Origin of the sequence: Ramlibacter sp., assembly GCF_050250995.1 — a bacterium.
In the GTDB taxonomy this organism is placed as follows: Bacteria; Pseudomonadota; Gammaproteobacteria; order Burkholderiales; family Burkholderiaceae_C; genus Ramlibacter.
Genome location: NZ_JBFWNP010000004.1, coordinates 149,118 through 166,042 on the forward strand (window position 1 = coordinate 149,118; position 16,925 = coordinate 166,042).

The window sequence follows — 16,925 nt, forward strand, 5'->3', positions numbered from 1 at the left end:
ACGAGGAATTTATAGCGGTTCAGACCTTCGCATCATGCACGGCGAGCCTGTCGATGCGATGGTTCCGACTTGTTCCTCTGCAGGATCCGAAATGTTCGCCCGCCACCAACCCGGCATGTCGCTGGCCGCCACATGGCCCACTCTCCAGCACGCAACAAAGGGCAGCCCGGGCGCCTTCACCATTGAAATGCACGAGGCCGATCGCCTGGCGCTGAACCCCGCCTGCGAGGACCTGAGCGCCGCCCACCGGCGCCGTCTGCGCGAAGCGCTCGAAGACATGATGATGGCCGACATGGCCCGCCAGCCGGAGGCCCGACCCGGCGACTGGCGGCGGGTCGCGCAAGTCGCAGTGTGGAACGTCTTCACGGGACCTCGCCTCCCGCTGGAAGGCTTCCAGCAGCTCGCCGAGGCGTCGGCAGCATTCCTCGTCGGCGACCCCGCGCCGCTGCGTTCGCTGGTGCCGGCGCGTGGCGAGTCCGCCCGCGCGCTCGACGAATTCGCACAGCAGCAGAGAAGTCGCGAGCGCGCGCGGGCACGAGGGGAGGAGACGGACTATTTCGGCACGGTGGTGTTGCCGCCGGGCCTGCGCATGACCCAGCTGGTGCAGGGCATCCCGCGCGAGCCTGGCCAGGCGGCACGCATGTTCCTGTTTCCGGCAGGTCACGACAGGTTTTCGATGGGGAGTGCGCTGCCGCTCGATGCCGGGCAGACGGACATGCTGGTCCGCATGCTGGTCGAGGCGATGTGGAACGAGGCGCGCCCCACCTTGCCGCCGCATGTGCACAAGGCGATTCGCGGCTGGTTCGAGACGATCGCTCGACAACGATGCGAGCAGGGTCCGCCCACCGTTGCCGACCTGGAGGTCCTGGCTTCGGTGGCCGCCGATGCGAGCGCTGGCGACTGGGACGCGCTGGTGAACAGGTGGGGCCTTCCCGAGGCCGAGATCCTCCGCGCGGGTTCTACTGCGATGCTTCCAGAACGCGCCTTCATGATCTGCCATTTGCTGACCATGGGCTTCGCCGCCGTTGCCCGCGCGCAGGATGCCGGCGAAGAATTGCCGGCCGTGGATGTGGATGACGACTTCAGCCGGGACGAGTTCGCCAGCGCCTTCCGGATGTTCACCAGAAGCAGCACGAGAGAGTCGGATAACGAGGTTCTTCAGAGCCTGGCAAGGGTCGCGCAGTGGCGGGTGGACTGCGCCGAGTCCGTCGTGGACGAACTGCACTGGATGGCCGAGGCGCGCATCGCGGAGCCGATTGTCGAGAATGCGTTCTGGCTCAGCGCCGCGCTGATGCTGCTCGATCTGCCGCGACCGGTGCTGCGCGAATATGCGGTGTTCTCCTGCGCACAGGTCGACCGGATCGCCGATGGCGCGATCCGGGCGCTGCCCCGGATCAAGCTCCACATCCACGAAGGCGGGGCGGGACTGAAGTTGGCCTTGGGGGTTGCCGCATCGCAGTCGACCGTGTATTCGCCGAAGGGCGATGGCCTTCGTCCCGATGGTTTGGACAGCCCGCGCGCGCTGCGCTGGCAGGAGGAGGTGGCGGACCTGCGGCAAAGCGCCTGGCTGTACGAGGTCTTCCTGCTGTCGGATGAAGCCCGGGACCCGCGCAACGAGGGCGTGGCGCCGCATGCGCTGATCGGGCACTACCGTCCCTGGATCATGCAGGCCGTGGTCGATCACGCGTTGGCGCAACTCCTCGAAATGCCTCAGGAGGTGACGCAGCGACTGCTCCCGGCTCCGCAGCCCGCCTCGGTCGGCGCCGACGCGCAGCCGGGCGACTTGCCGGTTGAAGCGGCCGGTGCGACGCCCATCTTGCCGGTCGTCGTCGAGTCCGAAGCGCCCGAAGAGCCTCCGGAAGTCGAGGTGCTCGCGGACTGGCAGGCGCGGCAGGCCGCGGAGAAGCAGGCGCGCTGGCAGGCGCGGGATGCGAAGAACGCGGCCGCCGCAGGGGCTGAAGACGGCTATCACGATCGCCAGGCCAGCCGCGCTGCGGCTCGGGAAGACCGCACGCAGGCAGCCAGGATCGGGAAGGCCAACCAGCGGCAGGCCGCGCAGGCCCGTCGGGAAGCCGAAGAGGCGCGGGCGGCGGAAATGGCCGGGCCTTCCACGGGTCGTGTAAAGCGCCACACGTCGCACCACGACAAGTCGAAGGACCCATCCGCAGGCCGCAAGATCCTGGACAGGATGGGCGTCGAGCGCAAGGGCCGATCGCATCGGGTCGAAGACGCCATCGCGCTGCGCAAGGCGATGGACGAAGCGCAGGCGAAGGTTCCGCGTTTCGGACTGGGCGCGCCGCCGTTTCCGCACGCCGCCGCGTGATGAAGGCTGCCGCCATGCCATTGCAAACCGCCATCGACGATCTCGTGCGCGAAGCCGCGCTGATGCTGAGTGCGGAGGCGCTGGTGTCCGACGACGAGCGCCCGGCCTGGACGCTGCGTCTCGCGGACGGCCTGCCCTTCGACATCGAGCACGACGACGCGCAAGGCCGCATGGTGATCGTGTGCCCGGTCGGCGAGGCCGCGCCGGCCGCGCGCGAACGCCTGTACGAGCGGCTGCTGCAGTACAACTTTCTCTGGCACGACACCGGCGGCCTTCGCATGGCGCTCTCGGGGACGCCCGGCCGGGTGGTGCTCATGCTCGAGCTCCCGCTGCCCGGGCTCGCACCGGCGCGCCTGTGCGCCGTGCTCGCGAACATGGGCGAGATCCGGCAGTCCTGGCACGACATCCTCGAGGCCGCGGCCGCCGTGTCCTGAGCGTAGGCTAGGATCGCATCCGTGCGCATCCTGCTGGTGGAAGACGACAAGGTCCTGGCCGACGCCCTCGTGCGCGCGCTGGCCCAGGCCGCCTATACGGTCGACGCGATCGACACGGGCGAGCTCGCCGACGTCGCGCTCGCGCAGCATCCCTACGACCTCGCCATCCTCGACATCGGCCTGCCCGGCATCAGCGGGCTCGAGGTGCTGCGCCGCCTGCGCGCGCGCAAATCGCTCGTCCCCATTCTCCTGCTCACCGCGTTCGACACGCTGCAGGACCGCGTGAAGGGGCTCGACCTCGGGGCCGACGACTACCTCGCCAAGCCCTTCGACCTGCCCGAACTCGAGGCGCGGGTGCGCGCGCTGCTGCGCCGCGGCGCGCAGGCCACGCCCGACATCGAGTACGGCGACCTGCGGTTCGACACGGTCGCGCGGCGCCTGTATCACCGCGACCAGCCCATCGACCTGTCGGCGCGCGAACTCGCGCTGATCGAGCTCATGTTCCTGCGCGTGGGCCGCGTCGTGAGCAAGGAGCACATCACGAACCAGCTCTACGGCTGGGGCGACGACGTCGCGCCGAATGCGGTGGAGGTGCTCGTCTACCGGGTGCGCAAGAAGCTGGAGAGCTTCGGCTGCGAGATCAAGACGATCCGCGGCATGGGCTACCTGATCGAGCGGCCGAATGAGCCCGGCGCGGACTGAGCGCAGCCTGCAGTCGCGGCTGCTCGGCTGGCTGCTCGTGCCGCTGCTCGTGCTGCTCGCGCTCGACACCGCGTTCTCGTCCTGGAGCTCCACGCGCCTCGCGAACCTGGCGCACGACCGCTCGCTGCACGAGATCGCCCGCGAGCTCGCGGTGCAGGTCCGCGCGGATGGCGGCGTGCCGCGCCTCGATCTCTCCGAAATGGCCAAGCAGATCCTCTTCGAGGACGCGCAGGACCAGATCTTCTATCGCGTCGCCACGGCGGAAGGTCGCCTGCTCGGCGGCGAAACGGAGTTCGCGGGGCCGCCGCACGGCACGCGCCGCAACGGCGCGCGCTTCTACTCGCTCAGGCTCCACGGCAAGGAGGTGCGCGCGGTCGCCGCGTGGCTGCCCTACCCGGGCGCGCGCACGGGCGAACTCGTCTTCGTGCAGGTCGCCGAGACGACCAACAAGCGCGGCGCGCTGGCCAACGAGATGCTGCTGAACACCATCGCGCCGCAGCTGCTGCTGATCCTGCTGGCGGTCGGCGCGGTGTACGTGGGCGTGTCGCGCGGGCTCGCGCCGGTCCGCCGGGTGAGCGCCGCGGTGTCGTCGCGCTCGCACGTCGACCTGAGCCCGATCGAGGTCGACCACGTGCCCGCGGAAGTGCGGCCCCTGCTCGACGAGGTCAACGAGCTGATGGCGCGTGTGCGCGGCGCCATCGACGCGCAGAACCGCTTCATCGCCGATGCGGCGCACCAGCTGAAGACGCCGGTGAGCGGGCTCAAGGCGCAGATCGAACTCGGCTTGCGCGAACAGGACCCCCAGCGGCTGCATCACAACCTGGCGCAGGTGTACGTGAGCGTCGAGCGGCTCTCGCGCCTCGTGCGGCAGTTGCTCGCGCTCGCGCGCAACGAACCCGGCGTGGTCCAGGCCGCGCAGCTGCAGGTGCTCGACCTGCGCGCGCTCGCCCTCGACGTGGCGATGGAATGGGTGTCGCAGGGCTTGCGCGCGGGCATCGATCTCGGCTTCGAGGGCGAGGCGGCGCCGCTGCCGGTGAAGGGCGACGGCGACCGGCTGCGCGAGATGCTCAACAACCTGATCGACAACGCGATCCGCTACAGCCACCGCGGCGGGCGCGTGACGGTCGGCGCGGGGAAGAACGCCGCGGGAACGCACGCGGTGATCGCCATCAGCGACGACAGCGCGCGCATCGCGCCGGAGGAGCGGCAGCGCATCTTCGAACGCTTCCACCGGACGCTGGGCACCAAGGCCGACGGCAGCGGCCTGGGACTGTCCATCGTCAGCGAGATCGCGATGCTGCATGGCGCATCCATCGAGCTGGAGGACGACAGCGACGGCGTGGGCAACCGCTTCAGCGTGGTGTTCCCGCTGGCGGCGGACGACTGAACCGGCGCCCGGCAAGGGCGTTTGTCAGTTCCAGGACAGCTTGGCGCGGGCTTGCCGACAGGCTGGGAAGAAACTCCCGTCAGGCCCGCTTCGCAGACTCGGGGGCAGCGGCACTCCGCCGTGGTCCTACCCCTCACCGAAGGCCCCAGAGTCATGGAATTCTTCTCCAGCCCCGACTTCCTGATCGCGTTGTCGCAGATCATCCTCATCAACATCGTGCTCTCGGGCGACAACGCGGTCGTGATCGCGCTGGCCTGCCGCTCGCTGCCGCCGCACCAGCAGAAGAAGGCCATCATCTTCGGCTCGGTCGGCGCCATCGTGCTGCGGATCGTGCTCACCTTCTTCGCGGTGTACCTGCTGTCGCTGCCCTACCTCAAGCTGGTCGGCGCGGCGCTGCTGCTGTGGATCGGCATCGGCCTGCTGAAGCAGGACGACGAGGAAGAGAACCTGGAAGGCCACTCCAACCTGGCCGCCGCGATCAAGACGATCGTGATCGCCGACCTGGTCATGAGCCTGGACAACGTGATCGGCGTCGCCGCCGCGGCCAAGGGCAACGTGCCGCTGCTCGTCATCGGCCTCGTGATCAGCATTCCCCTCATCATCTTCGGCAGCGCGCTGCTGCTCAAGATCATGGGCCGCTTCCCCGTCATCATCACCCTGGGCGCCGCGCTCCTGGGCTGGGTGGCCGGCGAAATGGCGATCAGCGACCCCGCCATCAGCGGCTGGACCTCGCAACTGCACGTGCTGCACTGGATCGCCCCCGCCATCGGCGCGGCCTTCGTGGTCGCCACCGGCAAGTGGCTGATGGGCCGCGGCACGGTTCAGCCGGCGCAAGCCTGACCCGGGAGCCGCTGCAATGAAAAACATCCTCATTCCCGTGACGCGCGGCGACGACGCGCACATCCGCGCCGCGGTGGCCGAGGCCGCGCGCGCCGCGGCGCTCGACCCCGCCCTGCACGTGCATCTGCTCAGCGTGCAGCCGCGTGTCACCTCGCACGTCGCCATGTTCTTCGGCCGCAACGAGCTGAGCGAGCTGCACGACAAGGCCGGCCGCGAGGACCTCGCGAGCGCCGAGGCGCTGCTCGGCGCGGCGGGCATCCGCCACACCTCGCACGTCCGCGTGGGGCGCAGCGCCGAGACCATCGCGGCCTGCGCGCGCGAACTGCAGTGCGGGCGCGTCCTGTTCGGCGACGGCCACGAAGCGCAGCGCAAGATGGCGCTCTTCGGCTCGCTCGCCGGGCAGGTGCGCCACCTGCTGGAAGGCAATGCCGGCTACGAGGTGATCGGCTCCTGAGTCCGGGCGTCGGCGTCCCGCGGGCCTGATATCGTCCGCGGGATGGATGCCCTTGCCGTCGGATTCTGGGGAGCGTACTTTGGTGTCGCGGCGGTTGCCTTCCTCGCGGCTGCCATTCCGCTGGCCCAGGGCCTGCCGCGCGTCGCGCTACTGATGGCGGCGGCGCCCTTTCTCAATAGCCCCTACGTTCTCGCCGCCCTCGGCGGCTTTCCCGGCGGGCCGGACCTCAACCTGAGGATCCAGTCGGTCACCGCCCTGTTCAACTCCCTGGCGCTCAGCGGCCTGATGCTGCTCATGCTGCGCACGCGCGGCTGGGTGTGGCGACTCTGGGGAGCATCGGTCCTCGTGGTGCTGGCCGTCGCGGCGCTCTCGTGGAGCCTGCCGCCGCGCAGCGGCATGCTGCTCGCCACGGGTTACGCCACCTTCTGCACGCTCGTCGCGCTCGCCCTGCTGTTCAGCCGGCGCGCCTTGCGGCACCACCGGCTGGCCTGGCTCGCGGTGGCGAGCGTGGGAAGCGTGTCGCTGGGCCTCGTCCTCACGGCCTGGATCGCCGCGAATTCGCCGGGCGTCCCCTGGCCCGCGCATGCGGTGACCGCGCTCGTGGTGAGCGCGCACGAGCTCTGCATGGCGTTCGCGGTCTGGAGCCAGTTCTCGCACCTCGCCGAGCTGCGCCTCGTGCGCGCTTACGGCTCGGGCTACGACCCGGTCACGCGCATGCGGTCGCTGGAGACCGCGGGCAACCTCATCAACTCGGTGTTCGCCACGCGCGGATCGGAAACGGTGGGCACCATCGTCGTGACGGTGGCCAACCTCTATGCCTTCGAGAACCTGCACGGCCGCGCCGAGCACAACCAGGCGCTCTTCGTGCTGGCGACGCGACTGCGCAACGCGGTGCCGCGCGGCGTGCAGATGTGCCGGCTGGGCAACGACGTGTTCCTGCTCCTGCTGCGCGGCGAGACTTCCGACCGCCATCTTCTCGACGTGGCGCTGCGCGTGCATGAACGGCTGTCGCAGCCGCTTACGCTCGGCGTCGGCGAGCGTCCGTCCGAAGTGCGGGTCGGCGCCCACCAGTGGGTGCCCGATTTCGGCATCGGCGTCCTTGCCGTGCCGCCGGACCTGAACCGCGCCGCCGCGGTGAACACGGCGCGCGGCATGTCGCGCACGGCGCTGGCCTATCGCAGCCGGATCGCGCGGTATTCGGCGCAGCAGGGCGACGTGCTGGAGGTCGCCCTGCCGGCAGCGGCCACACGCTAGCGGGTCGACGGTAGCGGCTGTCGTCCGGCCCGCGGCAGGGTGGCTCAGCCGTCCTCGCGCGGGTCGGCGCTGCGCTTCGCGAGCCAGACGTAGAAGCCCGCGAGCGGCTCCCAGCCCTGATCGCGCAGAGGCGAGTGCTCGAGCCGCAGCACCTCGAACCCATTCTTCGCCGCGAGTTCACGCAGCGGCGCCTCGGCGTGCGCATAGCGCCGGCTGCGGCGCAGCACGAGAGGCTCGGGACCCGGATGCGCCTCGACCGTGAAGCAGAAAATGCCGCCGGGGTGCATGTGTTGCGCGACCCGCTCGAACACGGTGTCGAGCGCGCCCACGTAGATGAACACGTCGCCGGCCACGACCAGGTCGTAGCGCTCACGCGTGTCCGCCAGAAACTCGGCGATATCGGCCACGTGCAGCGCGTCGTACACGCCTCGCGGCCGTGCGCGTTCGATCATTTCCGGCGACAGGTCCACGCCTTCCAGCCGGTCGACGAGGGGTTTGAGCAGCGGCCCGCACAGGCCCGTGCCGCAACCCAGGTCGAGGGCGTTCTCGAAGCGCCGCCCGATGTCGGCGACACCCTTCGTCAAGACCGCCGGCACGCGGTAGTGCAGCGTATCGAGCAGGTCCTGGTCGTAGTTCGCCGCGTAGTGGTCGAAGAGATTGCGCACATAGGCGCGGGGCGGGGACGGCGGTGTCGGGCCGTTGCTGGCCGCCGCGCGGTTGTAGCCTTCCACCTCGGGGTCGCGGACCTCGCGGGCCGCCTCTTCGTCGTCCTTCGCTTCGTCGAGCCGGCCCAGCTCGTGCAGCACATTGCGCCGCATCGCGCGGGCCTGCTTGTGGTCGGGCCGCAGGCGCAGGGCGCGCTCGAACGTGTCGAGGGCGGCGTCGTACTGGCCGATCATCGCGAGCGCCGCGCCGCGCAGGCCGAGCGCGTCGATGTGCTCCGGGTCGCGGTCGAGCACGCCGTGCAGGAGGACGAGCGCATCGCCGGGACGGCCGAGCCGCATGCGGCACGACGCCAGGTAGACGGCCGGCGACAGCCGCGCGGGGTCGAGCGCCAGCGCCTGCTCGAAACGTTTCTCGGCAGCCGCGAAGTCGCCTTCGCCCGAGAGGCGCACGCCTTCGCGGAAGTGGTCGCGGGAGCGGTCCGGATCGGGTGTCGGCGTGGCGTTGTCGGTCATGCGATTAATGTAGCGGCCGACGGCGCTGCGCATCGGCGCGGGACGCAACGGGTTCAGCCCGCCATACTGAACCGGCAGGGAAGGATCACTCCTTCTCGATGCCCGCCGAGTTGATGATCTTTCCCCACTTCTGCGATTCGGCTGCCTGGAATTTGCGCAGGTCGTCCGACGAGCCGCCGAGCGTCTCGAAGCCCGTGCTCGCGTAGAAGTCCTGCACCACCTTGCTACGGTTCGCGCGTTGCAGGATGTCATTGAGGCGCGCCACCACCGGCGCGGGCGTGCCGGCGGGCACGTAGGCCGCGAACCAGAACGTCATCTCGTAGCCCTTCACGCCCGCCTCGCTGATCGTCGGGATCTCGGGCGCGAGCGCGATGCGCTTCGTCGTCGACACGCCGAGCGCCTTGACCTTGCCGCCTTTCACCTGCGGCAGGCCCGTGGCCATGTCGGTGATCATCAGGTCGATGGTGCCGCCGATCAGGTCGGTCACCGCCGGCGGGTTGCTGCGATACGGGATGTTGACGATGTACGTGCCCGTCATCTGCTTGAAGAGCTCGCCCGCGATGCGGCTGGACGAGCTGCCCGAGCCGAACGACAGCTTGCCCGGCTTCGACTTCGCGAGCTTGATGAGGTCCTGCACGCTGTTGACCGGCAGGTTGTTGTTCACGACGAGGATCTGACCGCCCTTCGACAACAGCGTGACCGGCTCGAAGTCCTTCACGGGGTCGTAGGGCAGCTTCCTGAACAGGTGCTCGTTGGCGGCGTGCGTGGTGTTGGTGGTGATGAAGATCGAGTAGCCGTCCTTCGGCGCCTTGGCGGCGGCCTGCGCGCCGATGAAGGCGTTGGCGCCCGGCTTGTTGTCGATCACAACCTGCTGCTTCGTCTCCTGCGTCACGCCCTGGCCCAGCGCGCGGGCGAGCTGGTCGGTCGCGCTGCCCGCGGCGAAGGGGACGATGAAGGTGATCGGCTTGTCGGGGAAGGTCTGCGCCGCGGCGGCAATGGGAATAGACGGGAGCAGCGCGAGGGCCGCGGCGGCGAGGGTGGTTCTGCGATTCATCATGTTGTTGTCTCCGGTACGTCGAGAGTGAGCGTGAGCAGCAGCGAGGACAGCGCCTTGCCGTGCGTGTCGAGGTTGAGCGAGCCGTTGACGCCGCCGTCGAGCACGTCGTCGAGCACGAAGTTCATTGCGTGCAGGTTCGGCAGCAGGTAGCGCTTCACGGCCGTCGGCTTGCGCGCGGCGAACAGCTTCGCGACGCGCTCCTCCGTGACCTGCTCGACCAGCAGCGGCCAGTGACGCGGCTCGTAGGCGATGAGGCTGATGGACGAGCGGTTGCCCTTGTCGCCGGTGCGGGCGTGGGCGAGGGTGTGCAGCAAGGTCTTCATGGCACGAAGCTCCAGCGGGGGCGCAGCCACTCGCGCGGCACGTAGCACGAGTCGCTCGCGAGGCGGGGGGTGAGCGTCGTGCGCACGCCGCCGCCGCCCGCCGGACCGCAGGTGTAGAGCGCGAGCACTTCGCGGGCCGCGGCTTCGGCATCGGCGCGTCCAATGGTGACGACGGCCACGCGCAGGCGCACATCCTGCGCCGGGGAGGGGGCTGCATCGTCCCACCAGCCGCCGGCGTCCTCGGCGAACACGCTCGTCACGCCGATGACGTCGCGGCGCAGGCCGAGAAGCGGAACGCCCAGCGTCTTCAGGCGCTGCTGCACGATGTCGCCGGCCATCCGCGCGCGCGCGGCGGCGTTCGGTCCCGCATACGAGATCTCGCCTTCCGCGAGCCAGCCGCCTTCGTAGCAGACGGTTGCCTTGAGCGTCGGCGGCCGCGCATGGCCGCGCACGCCGCGAACCCGCACGCGGTCCCGGCCGACGACTTCGAGCGTGGCCTCGCCGATGTCCGCCACGACGTCGGGCGTCAGGTAGGCGCGCGGATCGTGGATCTCGTAGAGCAGCTGTTCGGTGACGGTGCGCGTGTCGACGCAGCCGCCCGTGCCGTCCGCCTTCGTGATCGTGAGGGTGCCGTCCTCGCTCACCTCGACGATGGGGAAGCCGATGGCCGCGATGTCCGGCACGTCCTTGATTCCGGGATCGGCGAAGTAGCCGCCCGTGACCTGCGCGCCGCACTCGAGCAGGTGGCCTGCCATCGTGCCGCGGGCGAGCCGGTCCCAGTCGTCGTCGCGCCAGCCGAAGTGCGCGATCAGCGGGCCGAGCACGAGGGCCGGGTCCGCCACGCGGCCGGTCACCACGATCTGCGCGCCGGCCTTCAGCGCCTGCGCGATCTCCTGCGCGCCGAGGTAGGCGTTGGCGCTCACCAGCGTGCGGCCTGCGGTCGCGCTGCCCAGCACCGCGTCGCGCTGCGCCGCCGACAGGTCGGTGAGCAGGTCGTCGCCCTCCACGACGGCGATGCGCAGCGCGCCCAGGCCGAGCTCCTGCGCGAGTCGCTGCAGGAGCGCCGCCGCGCCGCGCGGATTGGCCGCGCCGAAATTGCCGACGATGGGGATGCACCCCTTCACGCAGTCGGCGAGCACGGGCCGGATGAAGCGTTCGAGCGAGGGCTCCCAACCGGCCTCGGGGTTGCCGCGCCGCTGCAGCTGCGCGAGCGCGAGCGTGCGCTCGGCCAGCATCTCGAACATGAGCACGGCCGGGCCGGGCGTCGCGGCGAGGGTCTTCACCACGGCGATAGCGCTGTCCCAGCGGTCGCCGGAGAAGCCGGCGCCGCAGCCGATGCGCAGGGGCGGGAGCTCGTTCATGTCCTCATCGTGCGCCCGGGGACGTGATTTGTAAAATGGAAAGAACGGATCGTTTCATCGATGAAGCCGATCAATCTCTCCGCCCGCGACCTCGAAGCCTTTCTCGTCCTCGCACAGGCCCAGCACTTCACGCGCGCGGCCGAGCGCTGCCACCTCTCGCAAAGCGCGTTCAGCCAGAAGATCGCGCGCATCGAGCGGGCGGCGGGCGTGGCGCTGTTCGAGCGTTCCACCCGGCACGTGACGCTCACGCCCGAGGGCGAGGTGTTCGCCGAGGAGGTGCGTCGCATCCAGCAGGACCTGCAGCATGCGCTGTCGCACCTGCAGGACCTGGCCACGCGGCGCATCGGCAAGGTCGCGGTGGCCGCATTGCCGTCGGTGGCCGCCGAATGGATGCCGCAGGTGATCGCCCGCTATCGCGCCGCGCATCCCATGATCCGCATCGCGCTGTACGACACGCTCGCGGGCGGCGGCCTCGCCCTGCTGCGCGAAGGCAGGGTGGACATGGCCGTCACGGCCGGCGGCGACCTGCGCGAGTTCGCCACCGAAGTGCTCAAGAGCGAACGCTTCTTCCTCGTGTGCCGCAAGGACCATGCTTTCGCGCGCAGGCGCAGCGTGGCCCTCGCTCAGTTGCGCGACGAGGATGTCGTCCACCTCGCGCGCGGCAGCAGCGTCCGGCAGCACCTCGAAGCCGCGCAGGTGGCGGTGGCGACGGGCGCGCTGGAGGTCGAGCACCTGGCCACCGTCGCGGCGCTCGTCGCCCAGGGGCTGGGCGTGAGCGTCGTGCCGGAGCTCACGCTGTTTCACTTCGAGCGGGCGGGCCTCGCCGCCGTACCCCTGCGCGACGCCGCGCTGCGCCGGCCCGTGGTCCTCGCGCGCCGCAAAGGCAAGGCGCTCTCGGTCGCGGCGCAGGCCATGGTCGAGATGATTCGCGAGCGGGCGGCCGCCTGAGCCGCGGCATGCCGCGGTCTTGCTCGCAGTCTTGCTATAACCCCCGAGTGCCGCTTTTCAGTACCGCGGCAGGAGAACCCCCTTGAGCGCCTACCGTTCCGTCTTCGCCCCCGGCACCTTCGCCGGGCAGGTCGTGATCGTCACCGGAGGCGGCTCCGGCATCGGCCGCTGCACCGCACACGAACTCGCCGCGCTCGGCGCGCACGTCGTGCTGATCGGGCGCAAGCTCGAAAAGCTGCACACGGTCGCGACCGAGATCGCGGCCGACGGCGGCCGGGCCACCTTCCATTCGTGCGACATCCGCAAGGAAGACGACGTGGCCGACGTCGTGCAGGCCATCGTCGTCGCCCACGGCCGCATCGACGGGCTGGTCAACAACGCGGGCGGCCAGTACATCGCGAAGGCCGAGGCCATCAAGGGCAAGGGCTGGGAAGCCGTGGTGGCGAGCAACCTCACCGGCGGCTTCTACATGGCGCGCGAGTGCTTCACGCAGGCGATGAAGGAGCGCGGCGGCGCCATCGTGAACATCGTGGCCGACATGTGGGGCTCGATGCCGGGCATGGCGCACAGCGGCGCGGCGCGCGCGGGCATGATGAACCTCACCGAGACGCTTGCGCTCGAATGGGCGCGGCACGGCGTGCGCGTGAATGCCGTCGCGCCGGGCTACATCGCGTCGAGCGGCATGGACCACTACCCGCCCGAGGCCGGCGAGCAGCTGCGGTCGATGGCGGCGACCGTGCCGCTGGGCCGCTTCGGCACCGAGGCCGAGACGAGCGCCGCCATCGTGTTCCTGCTGTCCGCCGCGTCGTCGTTCATCACCGGCTCGGTGGTGCGCGTGGACGGCGGCCGGCCCAACGCGCGCGGCGGCTGGGGCGACTTCACGGCGCGCGCGGACACGCAGCAGCGCGATGCGGTCAAGCCGTTCGACGGTTTCCACCGCTATCGCGCGCCGAAGGTCGTCCAGGGGGAACGCGCGGAATGACGAAGGCGCCTCCACCCATACGGGCGTTCGAGCCCGAGTTCGTCGCTGGACTGAAGGAAATCTTCGAGCAGCGCATCACGTTCAATGCGGTGCTCGGGCTGAAGATCGACAAGCTCGCGCCCGATGGCGTGACGGGCCACATCGACATGAAGCCCGAACTCGTCGGCCACTTCGTCTACAACCGCGTGCATGGCGGCGTGATCAGCGCCGGGCTCGATGCGATGGCCGGCCTCGCGGTGCTCGCCGCGATCGGCGGGCGGCACATGGACGAGCCGCCCGCGCAGCGCCTGCAACGCTTCGTCCGTCTCGGCACCATCGACCTGCGCGTGGACTACCTGCGCCCGGCCATCGGCCCGAGGTTCGAACTCAGGGCGCAGGTCCTGCGGCTCGGCTCGCGCGTGGCGTCGACGCGCATGGAGTTTCACGGCCACGACGGCGAACTGCTTGCGTCGGGCGCGGGCGCCTACATCGTGTCCTGAGCGTGCGAGCGCGGCGGCGGACCGCGCGTCAGTCGGGCTCGCGCGCGGCAGGCGCGGCCACGTCCTGCTGCCGCGCCGCCGCCAGCATCTGCCAGCTCACGAGAAAGACCGCGGCGATCACCGGGCCGATCACGAAGCCGTTGAGGCCGAACACCACGAGGCCGCCGAGCGTGGCGACGAGGATCAGCCAGTCGGGCATGCGCGTGTCGCGGCCCACCAGCCGGGGCCGCAGGAAGTTGTCGACGAGGCCGATGGCGACGACGCCCCACAGCGCGAGTCCGATGGCGGCGACGAGCTCGCCGGTGAAGAAGAAGTAGGCCGCGACGGGCGCCCACACCAGCGCGGCCCCGACTGCCGGCAGCAGCGAGAACAGCGCCATCACCGCGCCCCACAGCAGCGGCCCCTGCACGCCGAGCACGAGGAAGGCGAGGCCGCCGAGCGTGCCCTGCACGAGCGCGACGACGATGTTGCCCTTGACCGTCGCGCGCACCACCGTCACGAAGTGCGTCAGCAGGCGATGGGTGTGGTCGTCGCGCAGCGGGATGCTACGGGCGATCGACTGCGCGATCGCGCCGCCGTCCCGGAAGAAGAAGTAGAGGATGTAGAGCATGACGAAGAAGGCCACGACGAAGTCGAGCGTGACCTGCCCGATGCTGAAGGCGCGCGCGGTGAGCGCCTGGCCGTTGCCGCCCAGGCTCGCGAGCGCGCGCTGCTGCAGCACGCCGAGGTCGCCGACGCCGAGCCGCTCGAGGATCGCGCGGATCCAGGCCGGCAGCGCCTGCATGGCGCGCTGGAAGTACGCGCCGAAGTCGACCTCGCCCGAGCGCATCTTCGCGACCAGCAGGCTCGCCTCCTGCGTGATCGACGCCGTCACCAGCGCCAGCGGCAGGATGACGATGAGCAGGATGATCGTGAGCGATGCCGCGGCCGCCATGTTGGGCCGCCCCTGGCTGCCGCGCAGCAGCCGCTGGTGCAGCGGCCAGAACACGATGGCGATGAAAACGGCCCAGCAGACGGCGCCGAAGAACGGCCAAACGATGAGCAGGAAGAGCGCCGTGGCGGCGAGCACCAGGAACAGGAGCGACTTGAATTCGAGGTCGGGCGTCTTCAGCGGATTGGGCGCGGTCATGGAGGGCGAGGGTAGCAGGAACACAGGCCGGCGCGACGGAGATATAGCGTATTTGCTATGATCGAGACGATGACCTGGGAGATCCTGTACTTCGACGGGAAGGTTCAAGATGCCGTGCTTTCGCTTCCCGCCGGGCTCCTGGCGAGGTATCTGCACCTGACCGATCGGATGTCCGAATACGGCCCCGACCTCGGAATGCCGCACACCCGTGCCATGAGCTCGGGTCTCTTCGAGTTGCGGCTGAAGGCGAAGGAGGGAATCTCCCGGGTGTTTTATGGCACGTTCGTGAATCGCAGAATCGTTATCCTGCATCAGTTCGTGAAGAAGACGGAGAAGACGCCGCCCCGGGAACTGGCAGTCGCGCGCAGGCGCATGAAGGAGTGGATCGATGCTGACGCATAAGCAGTTGCGTGCGAAGGCGCTTCAAGACCCTGAAGTGCAGTTGGAGTTCAGGAAATCGCTGGAGGAATTCGCGCTTCTCGACGAGTTTCTCAGGGCTCGGGCCGACCAGGGGCTCACGCAGGCTCAGGTCGCCGAAAGGATCGGCACCACGCAGTCCGCGGTCGCGAGGATGGAGTCGGGTCGAGGAAAACACTCGCCATCGATCGCAACGCTGTCCCGCTACGCCGAGGCCCTCGGGTGCAAGCTCGAGATCCGGCTTGTCCGTCAATCGCCGAAGGTACGCCGGTCGACATCCGTCGGCGAGCGTCGTCCCGTTGCTCGCGGAACGGGAGGGAGATGACCATGCCCTACGTCGACGGTTTCGTCATCGCCGTTCCGGCCGCCAACCGCGAGGCCTACCGGGCTGCCGCGGCGCAGACCTGGGTCCTCTTCAAGGAATACGGCGCCACCCGCCACGTCGAGTGCTGGGGCGACGACGTTCCGGAGGGCAAGCTCACGGACTTCCGGCGCGCCGTGCAGGCGAAGGACGACGAGGTCGTCGTCTTCTCGTGGATCGAATACCCATCGAAGGAAGTCCGCGACGAGTGCGCACGGCGGATGAACGCGGATCCGCGGATGGAGAAGCTGCCCATGCCGTTCGACGGCGGGCGGCTGGTCTACGGCGGGTTCATGCCCATCTTCGACGAGCGCGCGTGAACCGGCGCTGCGCATGGCTCCTGCCGGCGCTGCTCGTCGCGATGCCGCCGGCGGTCTGGCCGCAGTCCGACACATCGGCGCCCGCGCGGCGGATGCGCCAGCCGATGCAGCGTGCGCAGCCCGCCGACGCGGCGGCGCCAACGCCGCCCGCCACCCTCATTCCCTTCGTCGATGCCCACGCGCATCTCAACGACACCGCCATGCAGCTGGAACTCATGCGGCAATGGGGCGCGACGCAGGCGGTGGTGTTCTGGGGCGGCCGAAGCAGCAACGAGTCGGTCGCGCAGGCGGCACGCGACCACCCGGACGCGCTGATCGCGTTCGCCTCGATCTCGCCGGAGCGCACGGCCTATCGCCGGGCGTGGACCGAGCACGACGATGCCTTGCTGCGGCAGCTCGACGCGATGCTGGCGACGGGCGCGTACCAGGGCATCGGCGAGATCAACGCCGTTCATTTCCCCTCGGCCGGCTTCGACGAGACCGACTACAGCCCCCTCGGGCCGATGGTCACCGGCATCATGGCTCTGGCGCGCAAGTACCGGATGCCGGTGATGCTGCACGTGGAGAGCACGCGCATGGCCGAACTGGGCGAGTTGCTCGCGCGCTTCCCCGACGTGCCGGTGATCTGGGCGCACGGCGGCTACACGCCGCTCTTCCTAGCGCGCCGCATGCTGGAGCGCCATCCGAACCTGTACTACGAGTTGAGCGCCCGGACCTGGCCCCGGCATCCGCGCTCGCCCGACTACACGATCCTGCGCGACGGCGAGAAGGTGTGGCCCGAGTGGCTGCAACTGGTCGAGGCGATGCCGCATCGCTTCCTGGTCGGCACCGACGCGAGCCACCGCTCCCTGCAGTCCGACACGATGAAGTTCGCCAGCGTGCAGAACTTCCTGGCGCAGTTGTCGCCCGGCGCGCGCGAAGCGGTCGGGCGTGGGACGCTGCTGGGGCTGGTGCGGCGGCGGTGAGGTTGCTTGAT

At 69.8% G+C, this 16,925-nt stretch carries 19 protein-coding genes; 14 read left to right on the top strand and 5 right to left on the bottom strand.

Annotated features, from left to right (window positions below; translation table 11 throughout):
• Positions 1 to 91: 91 nt before the first annotated feature.
• From AB7E83_RS06070 to AB7E83_RS06100, 7 genes are all read left to right on the top strand, one after another.
• Positions 92 to 2,323: a hypothetical protein gene (locus AB7E83_RS06070; RefSeq protein ID WP_428566528.1), complete on the top strand. Its 2,232-nt coding sequence runs from the start codon at positions 92 to 94 to the stop codon at positions 2,321 to 2,323.
• A gap of 14 nt (positions 2,324 to 2,337) precedes the next feature.
• On the top strand, positions 2,338 to 2,757 hold the full coding sequence (locus AB7E83_RS06075) for a type III secretion system chaperone (RefSeq protein WP_428566531.1): 420 nt from the start codon (positions 2,338 to 2,340) through the stop codon (positions 2,755 to 2,757).
• A 21-nt stretch (positions 2,758 to 2,778) separates the two neighbouring features.
• Positions 2,779 to 3,459 carry a response regulator transcription factor gene (locus AB7E83_RS06080; protein WP_428566534.1) on the top strand — a complete coding sequence of 227 codons (681 nt, stop codon included), beginning with the start codon at positions 2,779 to 2,781 and terminating at the stop codon, positions 3,457 to 3,459.
• Entirely contained in the window at positions 3,440 to 4,846 is a 1,407-nt protein-coding gene (locus AB7E83_RS06085) for a sensor histidine kinase (RefSeq protein ID WP_428566537.1), read from the top strand. Before AB7E83_RS06080 ends, AB7E83_RS06085 begins: the two co-directional genes overlap by 20 nt.
• A 153-nt stretch (positions 4,847 to 4,999) precedes the next feature.
• Positions 5,000 to 5,686: a TerC family protein gene (locus tag AB7E83_RS06090; RefSeq protein WP_428566539.1), complete on the top strand. Its 687-nt coding sequence runs from the start codon at positions 5,000 to 5,002 to the stop codon at positions 5,684 to 5,686.
• A 16-nt stretch (positions 5,687 to 5,702) separates the two neighbouring features.
• Entirely contained in the window at positions 5,703 to 6,140 is a 438-nt protein-coding gene (locus AB7E83_RS06095; protein WP_428566543.1) for a universal stress protein, read from the top strand.
• Between the two features lie 42 nt (positions 6,141 to 6,182).
• Positions 6,183 to 7,394 carry a diguanylate cyclase domain-containing protein gene (locus AB7E83_RS06100; RefSeq protein ID WP_428566546.1) on the top strand — a complete coding sequence of 404 codons (1,212 nt, stop codon included), beginning with the start codon at positions 6,183 to 6,185 and terminating at the stop codon, positions 7,392 to 7,394.
• Between the two features lie 44 nt (positions 7,395 to 7,438).
• Here AB7E83_RS06100 and AB7E83_RS06105 read toward each other — a convergent pair whose 3' ends face one another.
• The 4 genes from AB7E83_RS06105 to AB7E83_RS06120 all read right to left on the bottom strand — a co-directional run bounded on the left by AB7E83_RS06105 (position 7,439) and on the right by AB7E83_RS06120 (position 11,313).
• Positions 7,439 to 8,572, bottom strand: coding sequence for a tetratricopeptide repeat protein (locus AB7E83_RS06105; RefSeq protein ID WP_428566549.1), 1,134 nt, complete (start codon positions 8,570 to 8,572; stop codon positions 7,439 to 7,441).
• 85 nt (positions 8,573 to 8,657) lie between these two features.
• Positions 8,658 to 9,629: a Bug family tripartite tricarboxylate transporter substrate binding protein gene (locus AB7E83_RS06110; protein ID WP_428566551.1), complete on the bottom strand. Its 972-nt coding sequence runs from the start codon at positions 9,627 to 9,629 to the stop codon at positions 8,658 to 8,660.
• Positions 9,626 to 9,952 (bottom strand): AtuA-related protein, encoded by a 327-nt coding sequence (locus AB7E83_RS06115; RefSeq protein ID WP_428566553.1) that lies wholly within the window; start codon positions 9,950 to 9,952, stop codon positions 9,626 to 9,628. The genes AB7E83_RS06110 and AB7E83_RS06115 overlap by 4 nt, the downstream gene beginning before the upstream one ends.
• A complete protein-coding gene (locus tag AB7E83_RS06120) occupies positions 9,949 to 11,313 on the bottom strand; it encodes an acyclic terpene utilization AtuA family protein (protein WP_428566555.1) in 1,365 nt (454 codons plus the stop codon). Before AB7E83_RS06120 ends, AB7E83_RS06115 begins: the two co-directional genes overlap by 4 nt.
• Positions 11,314 to 11,373: 60 nt before the next feature.
• On the opposite strand from AB7E83_RS06120, the gene AB7E83_RS06125 reads away from it, so the two are divergent.
• The 3 genes from AB7E83_RS06125 to AB7E83_RS06135 all read left to right on the top strand — a co-directional run bounded on the left by AB7E83_RS06125 (position 11,374) and on the right by AB7E83_RS06135 (position 13,722).
• Complete coding sequence (locus AB7E83_RS06125) at positions 11,374 to 12,261, top strand: LysR family transcriptional regulator (protein WP_428566558.1); 888 nt, start codon at positions 11,374 to 11,376, stop codon at positions 12,259 to 12,261.
• A gap of 82 nt (positions 12,262 to 12,343) precedes the next feature.
• A complete protein-coding gene (locus tag AB7E83_RS06130; RefSeq protein WP_428566561.1) occupies positions 12,344 to 13,243 on the top strand; it encodes an SDR family oxidoreductase in 900 nt (299 codons plus the stop codon).
• Entirely contained in the window at positions 13,240 to 13,722 is a 483-nt protein-coding gene (locus tag AB7E83_RS06135) for a thioesterase family protein (protein ID WP_428566563.1), read from the top strand. Before AB7E83_RS06130 ends, AB7E83_RS06135 begins: the two co-directional genes overlap by 4 nt.
• A gap of 28 nt (positions 13,723 to 13,750) precedes the next feature.
• On the opposite strand, the gene AB7E83_RS06140 is transcribed toward AB7E83_RS06135, so the two are convergent.
• Positions 13,751 to 14,851 carry an AI-2E family transporter gene (locus tag AB7E83_RS06140; protein WP_428566566.1) on the bottom strand — a complete coding sequence of 367 codons (1,101 nt, stop codon included), beginning with the start codon at positions 14,849 to 14,851 and terminating at the stop codon, positions 13,751 to 13,753.
• A gap of 69 nt (positions 14,852 to 14,920) precedes the next feature.
• Between AB7E83_RS06140 and AB7E83_RS06145 the strand changes: the two genes are divergently transcribed.
• The 4 genes from AB7E83_RS06145 to AB7E83_RS06160 are packed head-to-tail and all read left to right on the top strand — an operon-like array spanning position 14,921 to position 16,914.
• Positions 14,921 to 15,253 (top strand): type II toxin-antitoxin system RelE/ParE family toxin, encoded by a 333-nt coding sequence (locus AB7E83_RS06145; RefSeq protein ID WP_428566568.1) that lies wholly within the window; start codon positions 14,921 to 14,923, stop codon positions 15,251 to 15,253.
• A complete protein-coding gene (locus tag AB7E83_RS06150) occupies positions 15,240 to 15,593 on the top strand; it encodes a helix-turn-helix transcriptional regulator (RefSeq protein WP_428566571.1) in 354 nt (117 codons plus the stop codon). The genes AB7E83_RS06145 and AB7E83_RS06150 overlap by 14 nt, the downstream gene beginning before the upstream one ends.
• 2 nt (positions 15,594 to 15,595) lie before the next feature.
• On the top strand, positions 15,596 to 15,949 hold the full coding sequence (locus tag AB7E83_RS06155; RefSeq protein WP_428566573.1) for a DUF1428 domain-containing protein: 354 nt from the start codon (positions 15,596 to 15,598) through the stop codon (positions 15,947 to 15,949).
• Positions 15,946 to 16,914: an amidohydrolase family protein gene (locus AB7E83_RS06160; protein WP_428566575.1), complete on the top strand. Its 969-nt coding sequence runs from the start codon at positions 15,946 to 15,948 to the stop codon at positions 16,912 to 16,914. Before AB7E83_RS06155 ends, AB7E83_RS06160 begins: the two co-directional genes overlap by 4 nt.
• The last annotated feature ends 11 nt before the right edge of the window (positions 16,915 to 16,925 follow it).